The organism is Wenyingzhuangia marina (genome assembly GCF_900130035.1).
Taxonomy (GTDB): domain Bacteria; phylum Bacteroidota; class Bacteroidia; order Flavobacteriales; family Flavobacteriaceae; genus Wenyingzhuangia; species Wenyingzhuangia marina.
Window position 1 is genome coordinate 453,011 of the sequence record NZ_FQXQ01000001.1, and the last position, 17,631, is coordinate 470,641.

The window sequence follows — 17,631 nt, forward strand, 5'->3', positions numbered from 1 at the left end:
TTCTCAAAGTTACTTATTATTTAAGAACTCTTGTGCTTTTTTTGCTTCATCAGTATTGGGATACCTTAATTTTATTTCTTCCAATAACTTCCTAAAGGCTAATTTTCCTTCTATTTTAGCTACAATATATGCGTGTAATAATGCATATTTTGGAGCCAAATCTGTTTCAGCATACTTAATTTTAGCATCATTAACTTCTTCCAAAGCCGCATCAAATGAATTTAATAGATACAACTCATATATCGTTTCATAACATTTTATGTATTCATTCTCTTCTTCATCAACAGTTACTTCCTCTACATTATTTACCAATTTTGTAAATGATGATTTAGGAAACTCTTCTTGCAATTTTTGTTTGTAATTGTTTGAGTTTTGTTCGTCTCCAGTTTCCTTATAAATTTTATACAATCTATAATAAGCTCCCATTTTTAAATCGTCAGAAGGATTAAAAACTAAAAGTTGTTCTAATTTCTCAACCGCTAATTTTTTTTCTTTTAACTGATTATAATAAGCATTTCCTAACTCGTAATAATTTAAATTTCTGCTTTTGGCAATACTGTCTAAAAACTTAGGATCTCTATTTATTTGCGATGTATAATACGCAACATCATATTTGGTATTATTATTTGTCTGTACGCTATCTTTTATTTTTTCCTCTGTTTTTACACTTCCTACAGAGGTTAATAATGAAGAGACAAACCAATTCCCGTCTTTTCTTGGAGACTTCCACATTTTTTGAAATTCTGCCCTTCCTTCAGTTCTTAGTTTGCTATTATAAAAATACCAACTATTTGCTCCTTCTAAATTTGTAGCTCTATTCTGAGCTGCCAATGCTTTTAACTCTTTAATTCTTTCATTCTTTTCAGCTTGTTTTATTCCATCAATATGGTCTTGAAAAAAAGCATTTAAATCACCTTCACTAAGGCTTGCAACTTTTAACAAACTATCATTTTTATTTGCAGCATCAATAGTCGTTACTATTTTTTCTAGACTGTTAGATTTTCTTTTGATACGAATGACTCTAAGTGATTTTTCATTTTTAGAAACATCAATTAAACTATCATAATAAGATTTTGCTGATTTGTATTTTTTTTCATCGTAAGAAAGATCTCCCAACTGCTCATATGCAATCATTTTTTGATGAATATCTTGTTCTGATTTTTGAATGGATTGAACATAATAACTTTTAGCAAGCTGAATAGAATCAGCTTTTTCATAAATCAACCCTTTTTGAAAAAGCAATTTATTTATATAAGGTCTATTTTTTCTCACAAAAATTAAATGATCAACCTCTTCTAAAAATTCCTCAGTACTATAATCTTCAATATGGTTATTAATTTTTTCTAATTTGGATTGTAATTTATATTTATACAATCCTTTTTTGGTATTAATAACCCTATCAAAAGCTTCATCAGAAGACTCAATATCTCCTTGTTTTCGATACAATTGACCTAGAACAAAAGCAGCTCTTGAAGCCATTACGCCTTTATCAACAACTTCTAAGGAAGCCTCTAAATGTGCTATTCTTTGCTCTATACTATCTGGAGTTTGCTCATAAGCCATAACCACACCTAACTCGGCCTGTTGTCTTACTTTATCTGTTAATCGTGACGATGCTAAAAGTCTTAATAAAGCTTTTTTTCCAAAATTTACATTTCCTGTATGAATATTACTTTTAGCTCTCCAAACCACTGTTTCATATATCAAACTAGCACTTGGATAATTCTTAATAATATACTCAAAAGATTCTAAAGCAGGTGTAAATCTTTTGGTATAATACCTAGATTTACCTAACAGTAAATACGCTTCGTCAATTAGTGTGTTTTTTTCTTCTCCATCAATCAACATGGAGTGTTTTTGAATGGATTTTACTGCTTTTTCTTCAGCTTCTTCAAAATCAGATTGTCCAATAGGTTTTACATCATCATCTACACTTTCTTCTGCATAAAAACTAAAAGGCTCAATAGGTAAAACATTTGTAAAATCATCACTATAAGTGCTTTCTACTTTTTCTAATCCCTTCTCAAAAGCATTTTTACCATTATACAAAACATTGTATTTGGTAACCATTGCATGGAAACTTCTATTTAAAAGCTTATCCTTACGTGTACTACACGAAATTAAAAATAGTGTTGATATGAGTAAAATAAAGTGTTTCACAAAAAAAATCAGATAATTAGTTGCCCGTCTAAACACAAATATAACGTTCTGTGTTTAATAGCATTGTGCTTAAGCTACAAATCTATCTATAATTTTAGAAATAGGCTCTATTTTAGAAGTATACTGAATACTAGGACCTGCTACCCAAACATTTTTATAGGTTACTTTTTGTGCTGAATTCACCACATCTTGTGTCCCTTTAATATATCTTAATAGCTTAATCCACTTTTTTAAGAAAGTATATTTATGTAATTTTTTCTCTAACCACGTTTCATCTAAACCTACTTTTTGCACATAAGGAGTATTAATTACTGTACAGGGAGTTCCAGATATTTTTTTAGTCATTACAATATCATCGGCACCGTAATCTACGCAAGCTTGTTTATACTCTTTAGACACTGTTGATTCTTCAGAAGCAATAAAAGGACTGCCTATTGAAGCTCCTGCTGCTCCGTAGGACAACACCAAATCTAAATCTTCTTTGGTTCCAATTCCACCAGCAGAAATCACAGGTAATTTTGTGTTTTCTACCAATTCTTTAATCAATACTTCAGGAGGATATGCCCCTCTATGACCACCTGCTTTATTATTCACAGCAATTAATGCATCACAACCCAATTTTTCTGCTTTTAAGGCGTGATCTAAATTTACCACATCACAAAAAACTTTGATTCCAGCTCTACGAGCTTTTACAATTACTTCCCTAGGACTTCCTAAAGAAGTAATAATAAAATCTACTCCTTCATCGCAGCAAGTCTTAAGTTGCTCTCTATACTTTAAGTTTGATTGATTGACAATAATATTAATTCCAAAGGCTCCATTTGATGGTTTTACAGCTTTCATTTCTTTTATTGCCGCCTTTAGTTCTGATGTTTTTCTATAATTTAATGCCGGAATACAACCTGCTCCTCCTCTTTTCATGGCTGCAATAACCATTGCTGTATTAGAAACTAAAAACATAGGAGCTACCAAAAATGGTAAATCTATTCCTAGTAACTCTTGTAGTTTTTTAGATTGTGGCATATGTTTTTTTATATAAACCTTTAACGGTTATTGTTGTTTTACCCAAACATTATTTTTTCTATCAATATCCGCAGTATTATTCTGTACATCAATTTCTACTTTCTTCAATCCTTTTGTCACAGGAAATGTATATACAGGATTTGTCCAGCTCCAATCTTTCAACAATGTAGCATTAATTTTTTTCTCTCCTCTCATTCTTGCTAATGGAATGTAAAATAATTCTTGACTATCATCTTCATAAGTAATGGTTACCTCAACAGGCATTTCCATGGTTCCTTTATTATGTAGATTTACCTGATTTGTAATAGATGGAAACACCTCATAATCTATGGTTTTAGTGGTTTCTGTCCAATGATTAAAATACCAATCTAATTCTATACCTGATGCTTTCTCTGCAATTCTAATAAAACCCTCTGGTTTAGGATGTTTAAACACATATTCTTTATAGTAATTTTTTAACGTGTTTTTAAAAGCATCTTCGCCAATAATATATTTTAATTGGTACAAAAACAATGCCCCTTTATTATAAGTAGACACCCCATATCCATAGCTATAATCAAACTCATCTCCATTAGTGGTTAAAGGTTGTTCTATTCCGTAACCTACCAAGTTTTTATATGATTGATAAATATTTTCAAATCCATTTTCATCTTCAAAAATCTTGTTTTCTATCATGGTAGAAATATAAGTAGTAAAACCTTCATCTTGCCATGCGTGCTTGGTTTCGTTACTAGCTAATAAAAACTGGAACCAAGTATGTGCCAATTCGTGAGCAACCACCCCTACCAAACTTCTGTAATCTCTATCTCCAGTAATTAAAGTACACATAGCATATTCCATTCCACCATCACCTCCTTGAATAACACTGTATTGTTTGTATGGATATTCTCCAACATTCTCTTGATAAAAAGCAAACAATTGATCCATAATTTCTGGCAATTTTCTCCAAGATTCTTTTCTGTCATCAGCTAAAGAATTTTTATACAAAAAATGAACATTTGGACCATTTGCAACTTTGTGTTTTAAATGTTTAAAATCTGGATCTGCAGCCCAAGAAAAATCATGAACATTAGGGGCTTTAAATTGCCATGTTAACTTTCCATCTACTACTTTTTGATTTATTTTATCACTAGCATCTTCATATCCATGACCAACTTCATCAATATTTTGAAGATACCCTGTACCTCCAACAGTATAATTTTTATCAATGGTAATATTCACTTCATAATCTCCCCAATCTGCAAAAAATTCTGCTCCAATATATGGGTTTGCATGCCATCCTTCATCATCATAAGCAGCCAATTTAGGATACCACTGAGTCATAGATAAAGCTACTCCTTCTGCATTATCTCTACCAGATCTTCGAACTTGTAACGGAATCTGACCTTCAAATTCCATTTCTAACTCGGTCTTTTTACCAGGCTTTAAAGGTTTAGCCAACTCAACTTCTAAAATAGTTCCTTCAACAATATATTTTAAAATTTCCCCATCTTGCGTTAAAGACTTTACCTTGATATATCCTTGCTCATCTGGTGTTAATAATGAAATTTTACTCTTATTTACAGGAGCCTCTTTTGTTCCTGTATTTACAATCAATCGTCCATTGGGATCAGGAATATTTTGCACTCTCATATCCATTGCACTTCCAGGCTGAAAAGCATTGTTATATAAATGATAATAAACCTTAGTGAGCGTTTCTGGAGAATTGTTTCGGTATTCAATTTCCTGTTTCCCTGTGTATTGATGGGTTTTTACATCCATGTCAATATCCATTTTGTAATCTGTTTTTTGTTGCCAATACTGAGCGTTGGCTGTTAGGGACATTAACCCTAAAAGAATAAAGACCTTTTTCATATTTCTCAAAAAAAAGCCAGTTTGTAATTTATACAAACTGGCTGTGTTAATTATATTTTTATTTATTTTTTCTTGTCTACCATTTCTGCAGCCATCTTAACTGCATTGTATGCATTTACCAATCTACCACTTTTAGACAATTCTGTAAAAGGCACTAATTTACCTTCTCCATTAGGTAACAAAACCTCTAAATTTACCAAAGTACCAGAATTCATAATAATATGTTTTACCTGACTTGCTGATAATTCAGGAAAATAAGAACGAATTAAAGCAGCAACTCCTGCAGTAGCTGGTGACGCCATTGAAGTTCCACTTAAACTTTTATACTTATTATCTGGTACTGTATTGTAAATATCATGTCCAGGAGCAAAAACATCTACATTGCTTTTCCCGTAATTGGTAAAATCTGCTGGTAAATTTTCGTTATAAAAACGAGTAGCCGCCCCAACGGTTAAGAAATTATCAGAAATTTCTTTATTTTCCTCTGCAATATCTTTTGGATAACTTGCCTTTTCATCTATATTTTCTCCATCATTTCCTGCTGCATTAACAATTAATACATCCTTTTTTGCTGCGTATTTAATAGCTTCATACACCCATTCTGCATTAGGAGAATATCCTTTTCCAAAACTAGTATTGATTACTTTTGCCCCATTATCTACAGCATATCTAATTCCCAAAGCAACATCTTTGTCATATTCATCTCCATTAGGAACCACACGAACAGCCATTAACAAAGCATTATCAACCACTCCGTTTACTCCTAAATGATTGTTTCTATCTGCCAAGATAATTCCTGATACATGGGTACCGTGAATTTCATCATCACCTTGGTCTTTTACATTGTTATCTCCATAAACTTTAGTTTTCATAGAGTAACCATCGTCATTTAATTTAGCTCTTCCGTTAAATTCAAGATTGTAATATGAATTTACTTGAGAAGTATAATAATCAACTGCTGGCTCTAATTGCTCTAATTGCTCCTCAACAGAACTACCTGACTCTAAAATTTTAATAGCCATTTGTTTCTGAGAATTCACAAAATCAAAAGTAGAAGTAGCTGCTTTTAAATCTTCCAAAGTATACTCTTCTTTCCCAGTTAAATCTTGCATCGCAGCATCGGTTGCTTTTAACATGTCTTCATATTGCATGTATTGTGCTTGACCTTTTTTAACTCGTTCCAAATTGCTCTTAAAATCTTCTTCTAAAGCTTTAAAGTCTTGAAACTTTTTTAAATCTTTTTCCTTTTTAAAATCAGCTTCGGTCTTTCCTTCATATAAAGGTTTCTGCATACGATACATTCTGGTTAACTCCAAATTCTCATCATATGTTTGCCCCAAAAAGTTCCATCCATGAACATCATCAATAAATCCATTCTTATCATCATCAACTCCATTCCCAGCAATTTCTTTGGGATTGGTCCATACTTTAGACGCTAAATCTTCATGGGTAATATCACTTCCAGAATCCGTAACCGCCACAATAACTGGAACACTTTTTCTATTTTTTAAAAATTCGTAAGCCTCCGCTAAACTAATTCCTGGAATAGAATCTGTTGCCAAATCTGCATGAGACCAGGTTCTCACCTGCTCTTCCGTAAATACTTTTTTACTTGGAATAATTACAGAAGTATCTACTCCTTGCGGAACTGCAATTTTTTTAACAGAATTACAACTTACTAAAAAAGTTCCTATTGCTGTTGCTACTATTATTTTTGAAAATTTCATGAATTAAATATCTGGTTAAATGTATATGTTTCTTTTAATCTTACTCCTTTTTCTGTTTGCTGCACAGTACATAATTCGTTGTGAGCATCGTGTTGCAAAAATAAAATATATTCGTTTTTTGCAGCTTCGTTCAAAAATAGTTCTTTTTCTGATAAGGTCAACAATGGCCTTGTATCAAAACTCATTACATAAGGTAATGGAATATGGCCAATTGTTGGTAACAAATCGGCCATAAAAACAACTGTTTTCCCTTTGTATTGAATCATAGGAATCATTTGTTTTTCGGTGTGACCATCGGCAAAAAAGATGCCAAAACCTAAGTCTTCAACATGTGTTTTAGTATTTGCATTAATCGGAACAAATTTTAACTGTCCACTTTCTTGAATTGGCTGAATGTTTTCTGTTAAAAAAGAAGCTTTTTCTCTTGCGTTGGGTTCAGTAGCCCATTGCCAATGATTTACATTAGACCAAAAAGTAGCATTCTTAAATGCAGGTTCTAAAAAAGTTTTGTCTTTATTCCATTGAATAGCTCCTCCAACGTGATCAAAATGTAAATGTGTTAAGAAAACATCGGTAATATCATCTCTATGAAAACCATGTTTTGCCAAGGACAAATCTGTAGTAAAATCTCCCCAAGGACTAAAATGACTAAAGAATTTATCATCTTGTTTATTTCCCAGACCTGTATCTATTAATATTAACCTACCTCCATCTTCAATTAACAAACAGCGCATTCCAATATCAATTTTATTGGTTGCATCTGCTGGGTTGGTTCTTTGCCAAATAGCTTTAGGCACTACTCCAAACATAGCACCACCATCTAACTTAAAATTTCCAGATTCTATGGGGTATAAAGTCATCTCTAAAGAATTTATTTAAAGATATAAAAGACTTTAGATTGAGCCATTATTTTCTTAAATATTCTTTTTAGATAATAATTTTACAATGTTCCTTTTAACCACATCATTTGATAAGGTTTTAATGTAATAGAAGTACTTAACAAATCTACAACCGTAGAAGAAACCACTAAATCTCGTAAAGGTAATGACACATTTTTAGGTAATTCACAATCAACTTCTTCGTCAGAAAAATTATGAATAGCTATAATTCTCTCTCTATTATTTACACAATGTTGATCAACCGCAAAAAGATGATCTCCTAATTCTAGAAACTCAAACTTCCCAAAGGGATTAAATGCAGGCTCATTAATTCTAATAGAAATTAACCTTTTATAACTTGCCAACATTTTTTTAGGCAACGATCCGTGAATAGAAAGCTCTTTTTCTAACCAATCTATATTGTATTTCTCTCTGTTAATTGTTCTATTAACTCCTGTGTGTTTTACTCCATCTTTATAGTTTCTTGATCCTACCAAAGAATGAAAATAAATTCCTGGAACACCAGGCATTGCTAACACTGTTCCTTGTGCCAAAATCATTCTTTTATACCTAACATCATCTCTTTCATCAGGATGTGTTAAAGCATCAATATAACTACAGTTTAATTCGTAAGGACTTTGAGTTCCATCGGGATCTGTTTTATAAGAAACCAATCCTCCATGAGATTTTACGGTATTTCCTAAACTCTGAACTTCTTCTTCTGTTAAAATTCCTTTGATAGGCCTCAACCCAATTCCATCATGACTTGCAGTGAAATTAAAGAAACAAACTTTATCACTCGGCAAAGTCAATGTTTTTCCCCATGCGGTTAAAGTTTTGGTATTTCCAGTTAAAATGGAATGTACCAACAAAGGGGGCAAAGCAAAGTTATAAACCATTTGGGCTTCATCGTCTCCACTTCCAAAATAAGATACATTTTCGTGATGTGGCACATTGGTTTCTGTAATAATAATGACTTCTGGAGCAACTTCATGCAAGACTTCTCTCATCAACTGGATCAACTCATGGGTTTGTTCTAAATGCACACATTCTGTTCCTATTTCCTTCCAAATAAAAGCAATGGCATCAAGTCTTATTAAAGTAGCTCCTTTTTCTACATAATAAAAAAGAGCATCTAATACATTTCTTAAAACTCGATGACTTTTATAATTTAAATCAACCTGATCTTTACTAAAAGTAGTCCATACATGTCTGGTTCTTCCTGCATCATCTACAAACTCACTTAACAAAGGCAAAGCCCTTGGCCTCACTACTTTACTTAAATCTATAGATGGATCTACTTCAATAAAAAAATCTTGAAAGTAACTATCACCAGACAAATAAGCTTTAAACCAGTCTGAAAACTGAGAAATATGATTGATGACTCCATCAACCATTAATCTATATTCTCCACTAATTTGCTCTATTTCTCTCCATGATCCCATTTTTGGATCTACAGCTCCATAATTTACTACCGAAAATCCATCATCAGAAGAATATGGATAAAATGGTAAAATATGAACCGAATTGATAATTCCTTTTAAATGCTTATCCATAAACCCTTTTAAGGTTTGTAAAGAAGGTTCGTAATCTTTATTAACCTGATCTCCGTAGGTAATTAAAATCACATCTTTTTCACTTAAATGATAAGGTGTTGATTTTATTCTGGACTTGTATTTAAAGATTAAATCAATAATACTATCTACTGCTCTATCTGCTACTTCTGGCGGATACAGCTTATGCAATCTTTTGTTGATTGTGTGTTCTTTATCTGATATATGTCTCATAGCTATTCATTATCTAATTTAACGTATTCCACAAATTTTTCTGAAAATTCCGGCATTACTGATCTTACAGTAATCCATGAAGAAAGAGAATGAGTTCCCATTGGATCTTCGTAAAACTCCGTAGATGCTTCTTCAATCGCATTCTGAAAAGCTTCAACCGCTTTTATTTCTTTTTCTCTAGTATATTCTAAAGCATTTAACTTACTTAATGCATTATATTTAGAAATCTCAAATCTTGATTCTTGAAAATAAGTAGCGAGCAAAGTTTTAAAGGAGGCTCTTGAAAAAACAACTCCTTCTTGAGCCAATACTCTAAACAATGTCTTGGCAATATCTTTAGACATTTTATAAATTCCAGATCCCGAGAGTTGATCGCCCAACATTTGATGCTTGTGCTCATAACTTTCCATGATTTCGGTTTGGCAAATTCTTTTATTAGAAGTGTTTTTATACACTTCACTTAAAGTAGACACCTCTAATCCCCAAGTTGGAGATATTCCAATACCTCTTGCCAACGATCTGATAAAAGAAAATTCTCCAGACAAAGAATACCTAAAACTACCCATGTAATCTAAATACTTACTTTCTCCATACACTTTTGCCAAGGAATTCACCAACGGCGTATATAATAATCTCGTAGCTCTTCCGTGTAATTTATCAGTTACTCTTGAATAAAAACCTTTATTAAATTCAAAATCTAAAGCTGGATGCACAATAGGATAAAACAACCTTGCCGGAATTTCTCTAGTGTAGTTTACAATATCACAATCGTGTAAAGCAAAGGCATAAGCATCTTTATCTGCCAAAGCATAACCAATCATGGTCCAAACATTCCTTCCTTTTCCTGGTGTTTCTAACCCCGGAAAACCTTCAACAGTTAAATCATGATAAAGTTCTTTAATTCTTGGTCCATCATTCCACAATACATCTACTTTACAAGGCAAAACAGACATTAATTTTTTTACTTCTTCAAACTGTTCTTCTGTAGCCTGATCTAATCCTAAAATAACTTTATAAAGATATTTCACATGTTTCAATTCCTCTATAATATTGTGCATTGCTGGGGTCTCAAACTCAGAATAAAGGGCGGGTAACATCAACAACATTCCTCTTCTTTCACTAAACTCTTCTAATTCAGCTTCTAAATCTTCTAAAGATCTATCTCCTAAATTCTGCAACGTTGTAATTACTCCATTTTGAAAAAAATCTGCCATACTCTTCTTATTTTTTTAATACGATTATAAAATCCATCACGTTTGTTCCAGATATCCCCGTAACAAAATCACAACCTAAGGTTTTAAAAAACGTATTGCTATCGCTGTTTTCCAAATAGGTTTTTGGATTTATATTCTTGTTAGTTATTAATTCTTTTATCTGTTTATCTACAAAAGCACCTGTTGCCTCTGATCTTCCATCAATACCATCACTTCCTGCGCTTAGTATCGAAATATTTTCGGTTATACAATCAGTCATCAATAATCTTAAAGCTAATTCTTGATTTCTACCTCCGTAACCATTTCCTTGAACTACCGTAGTAGTTTCACCCCCAAACAACAAACAAAAACTAGAATACTGTTTGTCATATTTTTTAATTTCATCAGAAATAAATTGGGTAGCTTCTTCTGAACTCATTTCTAAAGTAGTGGTCACAATTTTGGCAAACTCAACATTTGGTTTTACATAGGCTTCTGCTTCTTGTAAAGCAATACCATTATTTCCAATAATATGATGTGGGAATTGTCCGTTATTCATAGGTGCAGAACCAATAATATGTAGGTCATCTCCAATCACATCACTTAATACCAAAACTTCTCCTTTGGCTTTTATGTGGTTCGCCAACTTTCCTCCTTTGATTTGAGAAATTGATTTTCTTACCGTATTTAACGCTTTGATATCAATTCCAGAAGTCAATAATGCAGATGATATTTTAGTGAAATCTTCTAATGTTAATCCGTCAATTGGTTTTTCTATCATAGCAGAAGCTCCGCCAGACAACAAAAACACAAACAAATCTTTTTCCGATAATTTAGACACCTCGTCTATTAAAAGACTTGCTGCTTCAACACTTTTTACTGAGACCAATGGATGTGTAGACGTATAATGTTTTGCATATTTTAAATCTCCCTCTGATGTAGAAATCACAAATCCTCCAGAAATTTTATTTCCTAAAATTACTTCACATTCTTTGGCCATGGCGTAAGCAGCTTTCCCAACGCCAAACACAAAAACATTTTCATAATTTTCGAGAGGATAATCCGTTCCAACAATGGTTAACACCTCTTCTTTAACAGAAATATTATCTTTTATTAAAGACGTTGCTTTTACTTTATTTAAAGCTTTGTAGTATATGTTCTCTAGTTCTTTTCTATACATTTTTTAATATCATTTCGTTCCACCCTTTTGCTCCTTTATAACTAGACCTTTGCAGTTTGTCGGTAGGTAGATTTACATAACTTCCTTCGTGATTTTTTATAGCAATAGGAATATCTACACTGGCCAATAAAGGAATGTCGTTTTCCCCATCTCCTAAGCCGATAGCAACCATTTTTTCTTGATACATTTTTTGAAAAAGCTCCACACACTTTTCCACAGCTTTTCCTTTGTCTTGATTTTCTCCTATTAAATGATAAAACCTTCCTCCTTTGGTAATTTTAAGATGGTATTCTTTGGCCAACCTATTCAACTCTTCTAACTTAAATTCATCTTTCATCAGAAAAGGCTCTGTAAAACCTCGTTCTTTAGATCTTTTTGCGCTTTCTAGCGGAAGTCCTGTATGTTCCATCACCTCTTCATTTGTCATATCACTAAAACCAAACATTTCAAACTCACTTTTATAAGCATTATAAAAAAGCATTATCTGGTCATAAGAAACTCCTAATTGAAGTATATAGTAATCTTCATTTTCTTTTAGAAAAGAAAAATCGAACCCTTTGTAATTTTTAGGCACAAAAAGAGCAGCTCCATTTTCTACAATAAAAGGCTCTTTTATTCCTACCTTTTTTTGAAGTAATTCTACCTCAATTTTTGTTTTACTTGTGGTAAAAACCAAAGGGATCTCCTTTTTAAAAATTACCTCTCGAGCTTCCTTTGATGCTTCGAAAGAATAATCATTATGGTTTAAAAAAGTTCCATCTAAATCTGTAAATATGATTGTATTCATACTGATTATTAATACATTAAAAAAAGTACTAGTCTTATAAAAATCAAACGACTAAACTTTACAAAAACAAGAAAATGTTTTTTGATATGACTTAAAGTCTAAAGTTAAGGTTTTATGAAACCATTTGGCCTGCTAAAAAACAGGTGATAAAATGAGATTTGTGTAAACCTTGTAGTACTAACTGATATTTTTAGGAAAAGAATCAACAATAAGAATCTGACTTTTAAACAATTAACTTAAGAAGACAACATTAGCAGCTACTGGATTTATAGACATAAAAAAACCCATCACTAAAAAGTGATGGGTTTGTTTTGGAGGCCTCGAGCGGATTCGAACCGCTGTAGACGGTTTTGCAGACCGCTGCCTAGCCACTCGGCCACAAGGCCAAAACGCGAGTGCAAATTTATATAAAATATTGTGTTTCGCAACAATCTTTTTAAGATTTTACAATTCTCTTCTTTTTTTCGTCATTTCAATCGTAACTGCTTCTACATCTCCACCAATCGGGGGATTTAGTTTAGAAAGTGCAACTTTTGCCTTTTTAATCATTGGAATTTCATCCATCATTCTTACTAAAATCCTCTCTACCACATGCTCTAATAACTCAGAACGCTGTAAAACTTCTTCCTCAACCACTTTGTTAATATGTACATAATCTACTGTATCTGCTAACTTATCAGAAAGAGCCGATTTTTTTAAATCTACCTTTACCTCAACATCTACTCGGTAATGAGAACCAATTCTAGCTTCTTCTTGTAAACATCCATGATTGCTGTAAATTCTAATATTTTGTACTCTAATAATTCCCATCCTTTATTTTGTTTAATCGTTGATTTGTTATCTGCTAATTACCGAAACAAGTTCTGCAAAACGCTGTGACTCATAAATACACATTCGTAACAAAATGCTAAAATAAACCTTTGTATTTAATTCCTAATTCATAACTCATAATTCGTAATTTTTAATTCGTAATTTTGCCGCTTATTATTGCGTGCACACAACTAAAGAACATGGCAGAAGACAAAAAATCATTGAACTTTATAGAACAAATTATTGAAGAAGATTTGGCAAATGGATTAGATCAAAAAAATCTTAGATTCCGTTTTCCTCCAGAACCTAATGGATATTTACACATTGGTCATGCTGCTTCTATTTGTTTAAACTTTGGATTGGGAGAAAAATACAACGCTCCTGTGAACTTGCGTTTTGACGATACCAACCCTGCTAAAGAAGAACAAGAATATGTAGATGCTATTAAGCGTGACGTAGCTTGGCTTGGTTTTAAATGGGACAAAGAGTTGTACTCTTCTGATTATTTTCAACAATTATACGATTGGACTATTGATATTATTAAAGCAGGAAATGCTTATGTTGATTTACAATCTTCTGAAGAAATTGCAGCACAAAAAGGAACTCCTACTTCTCCAGGAACTGATAGTCCTTATAGAAATACTTCTGTTGAGGAAAACTTAGCTTTGTTTGAAAAAATGAAAAACGGAGGATTTGAAGAAGGTGGAGCCATTTTACGTGCAAAAATTGATATGCAACACAATAATATGCACATGCGTGATCCTATTATGTATCGTGTGTTAAAAAAACATCACCACAGAACAGGAAATGATTGGGTAATTTACCCTATGTATGATTGGACTCATGGTGAATCTGATTATTTAGAATCTATCACTCATTCTTTATGTACTTTGGAATTTAAGAGTCATAGAGATTTATATGAATGGTATTTGGCTCAAGTAGCAGACCCAAACAAAATTCAACCAAAACAGCGTGAATTTGCCCGTAGAAACATCAGTTATACAGTTATGAGTAAACGTAAATTGTTGCAATTGGTACAAGAAAACTTGGTTGCTGGTTGGGATGATCCACGTATGCCTACTATTTCTGGTTTAAGACGTAGAGGATACACTCCAAATTCTATCAAAAGATTTAGTGAAATTGCAGGTATTTCTAAAAGAGACAATGTTACTGATGTAGCTTTGTTAGAATTTTGTATTAAGGATGAATTGAACAAAACAGCTCCCCGCGTGATGGCTGTTTTAGACCCTATTAAATTAGTGATTGACAATTATCCTGCTGAGAAAGAAGAAGTTTTAATTGCAGAAAACAATCCAGAAGATGAAGCTGCTGGAGAAAGAGAAGTTCCTTTTACAAAGGAATTATATATAGAAAGAGAAGATTTTAGAGAACAGGCCAACAAAAAATTCTTTAGATTAAAAATTGGTGGAGAAGTTCGTTTAAAAAACGCGTACATCATAAAAGCAGAGTCTGTTGAAAAAGATGAAAACGGAAATATTACAGTAGTGCATTGTACGGCAGACTTAGATTCCCGTTCAGGTTCTGGAACCGAAGCAAGTAAACGTAAAGTTAAAGGAACCATTCACTGGGTAAGTAGCAAACACGCCGTAAAATCTCAGGTAAATTTATACGATCGTTTGTTTAAAGATGAAGCTCCAGACAGTCATAAAGACATCGATTTTAAACAATTTATCAACCCAAATTCTTTAGAAGTTATCACTGCTTTGGTTGAGCCGAGTTTGTTGACTTCTAAACCGGGAGATAGATTCCAATTTCAACGTAAAGGATATTTTTGTGCAGATGTTGATAGTACTTCAAATCAATTAATTTTTAATCGTACGGTTGGACTGACAGATTCTTGGGCAAAAGAAGAAAAGAAAACTGCAGCCCCTGCAAATGATGTTTCTTATGATGCCATTGTTGCGTTGGCTGGTAAATATTTAAAAGCTCGTTCTAACGAAGAAAGAGATGCTTTGTTAACAGAAATTGAACCTTTAGCACAAAAGGTAAACAAAGATAGTTTAAGCGGTAAACTAAACGATGCCATCGCCAATAAAGATGTTTTAGCTGGTTTGTTAACACTTAAATATTTAGGAGTATCATCACCAGAAGAAAAAGCTTTTTTAGCAAAATCTTTAGGAATGAAGAATGCTTCTATTAAGCTTGAAGCCATTAACCTAAGTATTAGTAATACTGAACTACTTATTGAAAATAAAGGATTACTTGAAAACATTTTAGCCGAAGAAAAAAGTCCATTCATTAAAGAAATTATTGAAAAGGCAATTGCATAAACTTATTGATTTTAGTAAGTTTATGACATATTAAGAATCCAAAAGAGAAGTATTCTTTCGAATACTTCTCTTTTTTTTACCATAACCTACCTAGTAAAACTGGCTTATGTAATTTTTGTTACTGCCTTTCGACTCACTAATTAATAATTTTGAAACCATAAAACCTAAAACAACAACAAAATGGTACAAACAATAACCAAACAAGATTTTTTTGACAAAGTATTCAATTTTGAAAAATCTCAAGAATGGGATTTTGCTGGAGAAGTTCCTGCAATTATAGATTTTTATGCTGACTGGTGTGGACCTTGTAAGGCCTTAGCTCCATTATTAGAAGATTTACAAAAAGAATACAACGGAAAAATAAACATTTACAAAGTAGACACACAAGCTGAGCAAGAATTAGCAGGTGCTTTTGGAATTCGTTCTATTCCTTCTTTGTTATTTTGCCCTATTGGAGAAAAACCACAAATGGCCCAAGGAGCTTTACCAAAACAACAATTTGAAGAGTTGATTAGAGATATTTTAAAAGTAGAGAAATAAAATTTACTTTTTCATCTAAACCCTAAACCCTCATAAATATTTATGAGGGTTTTATTTTTTATTTACTTTAGACAATATTACGCAAACTGAAACCTAGCTTAAAACTAACATATGAATAATGAATTGGTTAAATATATTTCAAACCACATGCCTTTGTCTAAAGATCTTGAAGAGATTATTATACAAAGTTCACAAGTTAGAAATTACAAAAAAGGTACAATCATTTTAAACGAAAAAGACATCTCAAACGAAAGCTTCCTGGTTTTAAAAGGGTGTTTAAGAAGTTACATTATAAATGATGGAGAGGAAACAACGCTTGAAATTTATACCGAAGGTCAACCTATCACCCCTAAAAACTACAGCAAAAACATCCCTACTGGTCAATATTTGGAATGTATTGAAGCATGTGTTTTAAATGTTAATACTCCTGAACATGAAGCAGAAATGTTTTTAAAACATCCCCAATTTGAATCTATCTGTAGAATTATTGGAGAAGTTATCATTGCTCAACAAAACGAATCTTTTACAACTTACAAATTGGCAAAACCAGAAGATAGATATCTACATTTAATAAAAAACAGACCTAATTTAATACAAAGAGTTCCTCAATATATCATAGCAAGTTACCTGGGCATAGCTCCACAATCTTTAAGCAGAATTAGAAAAAGACTTTTAGAGAAATCTAAACAATCATAAATTCATCATTTATGAACTTAAGTGAATGAAAAATAAAGCACTCTGTATGTAGTTTTACAACAAAAACTTAATTAAAATGCATACCAAAAAAGTTGTCTTTATTTTTATGATATCCTATGTATTAGCATTTAAAATGCAAGCACAGTACGATAAAACCAATCCAAATTACAAAGAATGTTTTGTTGGGAGTACTTTTGCCATGCTAGGAAACTTGCTACCAACCGAAAAACCTGACTTTATACAATTAAACATTGGATACAGAATTACAGAAAAAGATGTAATTTCAATAGAATTCAAAACATGGAAATACTACAGATCATTAGGAATTCCATATGGAAAAGAATTCACGGCTCCTGAAGAAAAATTCCCAGGTCATATAAAAGAAAAAGGATTTGCCATTGTTTATCAACGTTTTTTCTGGAAAGGTCTATATACTGGTGTGCATGTAATGAGTGCATGGCAATCTTTCATCAATGAAGAAGGGAATAAGATAGATGATGGTTTCCAAGTTTTTAATACCTACAGACTAGGCTATCATTTTAAGCTATTTAAAAAAGCTTTTTTTATTGAACCTTCTATTGCTATAACTCATAGAGCCTACCACACAACAATGCCTGATTCTTTTAGAGTTTTAGACAATGGGCGTTCTAAATTCTTTTTTGGAGAGCCTGGGCTTCATTTTGGATATAATTTTTAAATTTAAAA

General features: G+C 32.3%; 14 protein-coding genes and 1 tRNA gene. 4 read left to right on the forward strand and 11 right to left on the reverse strand.

Going from position 1 to position 17,631, the window contains the following annotated elements; translation table 11 throughout:
* Positions 1–9 precede the first annotated feature (9 nt).
* From porW to folB, 11 genes are all read right to left on the reverse strand, one after another.
* Positions 10–2,196: a type IX secretion system periplasmic lipoprotein PorW/SprE gene (gene porW / locus BUB70_RS01980; RefSeq protein WP_449441470.1), complete on the reverse strand. Its 2,187-nt coding sequence runs from the start codon at positions 2,194–2,196 to the stop codon at positions 10–12.
* A gap of 33 nt (positions 2,197–2,229) precedes the next feature.
* Positions 2,230–3,183: an NAD(P)H-dependent flavin oxidoreductase gene (locus tag BUB70_RS01985; protein ID WP_073118009.1), complete on the reverse strand. Its 954-nt coding sequence runs from the start codon at positions 3,181–3,183 to the stop codon at positions 2,230–2,232.
* A 27-nt stretch (positions 3,184–3,210) separates the two neighbouring features.
* Positions 3,211–5,037 carry a M1 family metallopeptidase gene (locus BUB70_RS01990; protein WP_073118010.1) on the reverse strand — a complete coding sequence of 609 codons (1,827 nt, stop codon included), beginning with the start codon at positions 5,035–5,037 and terminating at the stop codon, positions 3,211–3,213.
* A gap of 62 nt (positions 5,038–5,099) precedes the next feature.
* Positions 5,100–6,764 carry a S8 family peptidase gene (locus tag BUB70_RS01995; protein WP_073118011.1) on the reverse strand — a complete coding sequence of 555 codons (1,665 nt, stop codon included), beginning with the start codon at positions 6,762–6,764 and terminating at the stop codon, positions 5,100–5,102.
* Positions 6,761–7,624 carry an MBL fold metallo-hydrolase gene (locus BUB70_RS02000; protein ID WP_073118012.1) on the reverse strand — a complete coding sequence of 288 codons (864 nt, stop codon included), beginning with the start codon at positions 7,622–7,624 and terminating at the stop codon, positions 6,761–6,763. Before BUB70_RS02000 ends, BUB70_RS01995 begins: the two co-directional genes overlap by 4 nt.
* A gap of 80 nt (positions 7,625–7,704) precedes the next feature.
* Positions 7,705–9,429 (reverse strand): sugar phosphorylase, encoded by a 1,725-nt coding sequence (locus BUB70_RS02005; protein WP_073118013.1) that lies wholly within the window; start codon positions 9,427–9,429, stop codon positions 7,705–7,707.
* Positions 9,430–9,431: 2 nt separating this feature from the next.
* A complete protein-coding gene (locus BUB70_RS02010) occupies positions 9,432–10,643 on the reverse strand; it encodes a glycosyltransferase family protein (RefSeq protein ID WP_073118014.1) in 1,212 nt (403 codons plus the stop codon).
* Positions 10,644–10,650: 7 nt separating this feature from the next.
* Positions 10,651–11,802, reverse strand: a complete 1,152-nt coding sequence (locus tag BUB70_RS02015; RefSeq protein WP_073118015.1) for a glycerate kinase type-2 family protein — start codon at positions 11,800–11,802, stop codon at positions 10,651–10,653.
* The gene (locus BUB70_RS02020; RefSeq protein WP_073118016.1) at positions 11,795–12,589 is read right to left on the reverse strand and encodes an HAD-IIB family hydrolase; all 795 of its coding nucleotides are present in this window, start codon (positions 12,587–12,589) and stop codon (positions 11,795–11,797) included. Before BUB70_RS02020 ends, BUB70_RS02015 begins: the two co-directional genes overlap by 8 nt.
* A gap of 312 nt (positions 12,590–12,901) precedes the next feature.
* Positions 12,902–12,975, reverse strand: a tRNA-Cys gene (locus BUB70_RS02025).
* 58 nt (positions 12,976–13,033) lie between these two features.
* Entirely contained in the window at positions 13,034–13,399 is a 366-nt protein-coding gene (gene folB, locus BUB70_RS02030; protein WP_073118017.1) for a dihydroneopterin aldolase, read from the reverse strand.
* A 200-nt stretch (positions 13,400–13,599) separates the two neighbouring features.
* On the opposite strand from folB, the gene BUB70_RS02035 reads away from it, so the two are divergent.
* From BUB70_RS02035 to BUB70_RS02050, 4 genes are all read left to right on the forward strand, one after another.
* Positions 13,600–15,690 (forward strand): glutamine--tRNA ligase/YqeY domain fusion protein, encoded by a 2,091-nt coding sequence (locus BUB70_RS02035; RefSeq protein ID WP_073118018.1) that lies wholly within the window; start codon positions 13,600–13,602, stop codon positions 15,688–15,690.
* A gap of 180 nt (positions 15,691–15,870) precedes the next feature.
* The gene (trxA, locus tag BUB70_RS02040; RefSeq protein WP_073118019.1) at positions 15,871–16,230 is read left to right on the forward strand and encodes a thioredoxin; all 360 of its coding nucleotides are present in this window, start codon (positions 15,871–15,873) and stop codon (positions 16,228–16,230) included.
* Positions 16,231–16,341: 111 nt separating this feature from the next.
* Complete coding sequence (locus BUB70_RS02045) at positions 16,342–16,926, forward strand: Crp/Fnr family transcriptional regulator (RefSeq protein WP_073118020.1); 585 nt, start codon at positions 16,342–16,344, stop codon at positions 16,924–16,926.
* Between the two features lie 76 nt (positions 16,927–17,002).
* Positions 17,003–17,623, forward strand: coding sequence for a hypothetical protein (locus tag BUB70_RS02050; protein ID WP_073118021.1), 621 nt, complete (start codon positions 17,003–17,005; stop codon positions 17,621–17,623).
* The last annotated feature ends 8 nt before the right edge of the window (positions 17,624–17,631 follow it).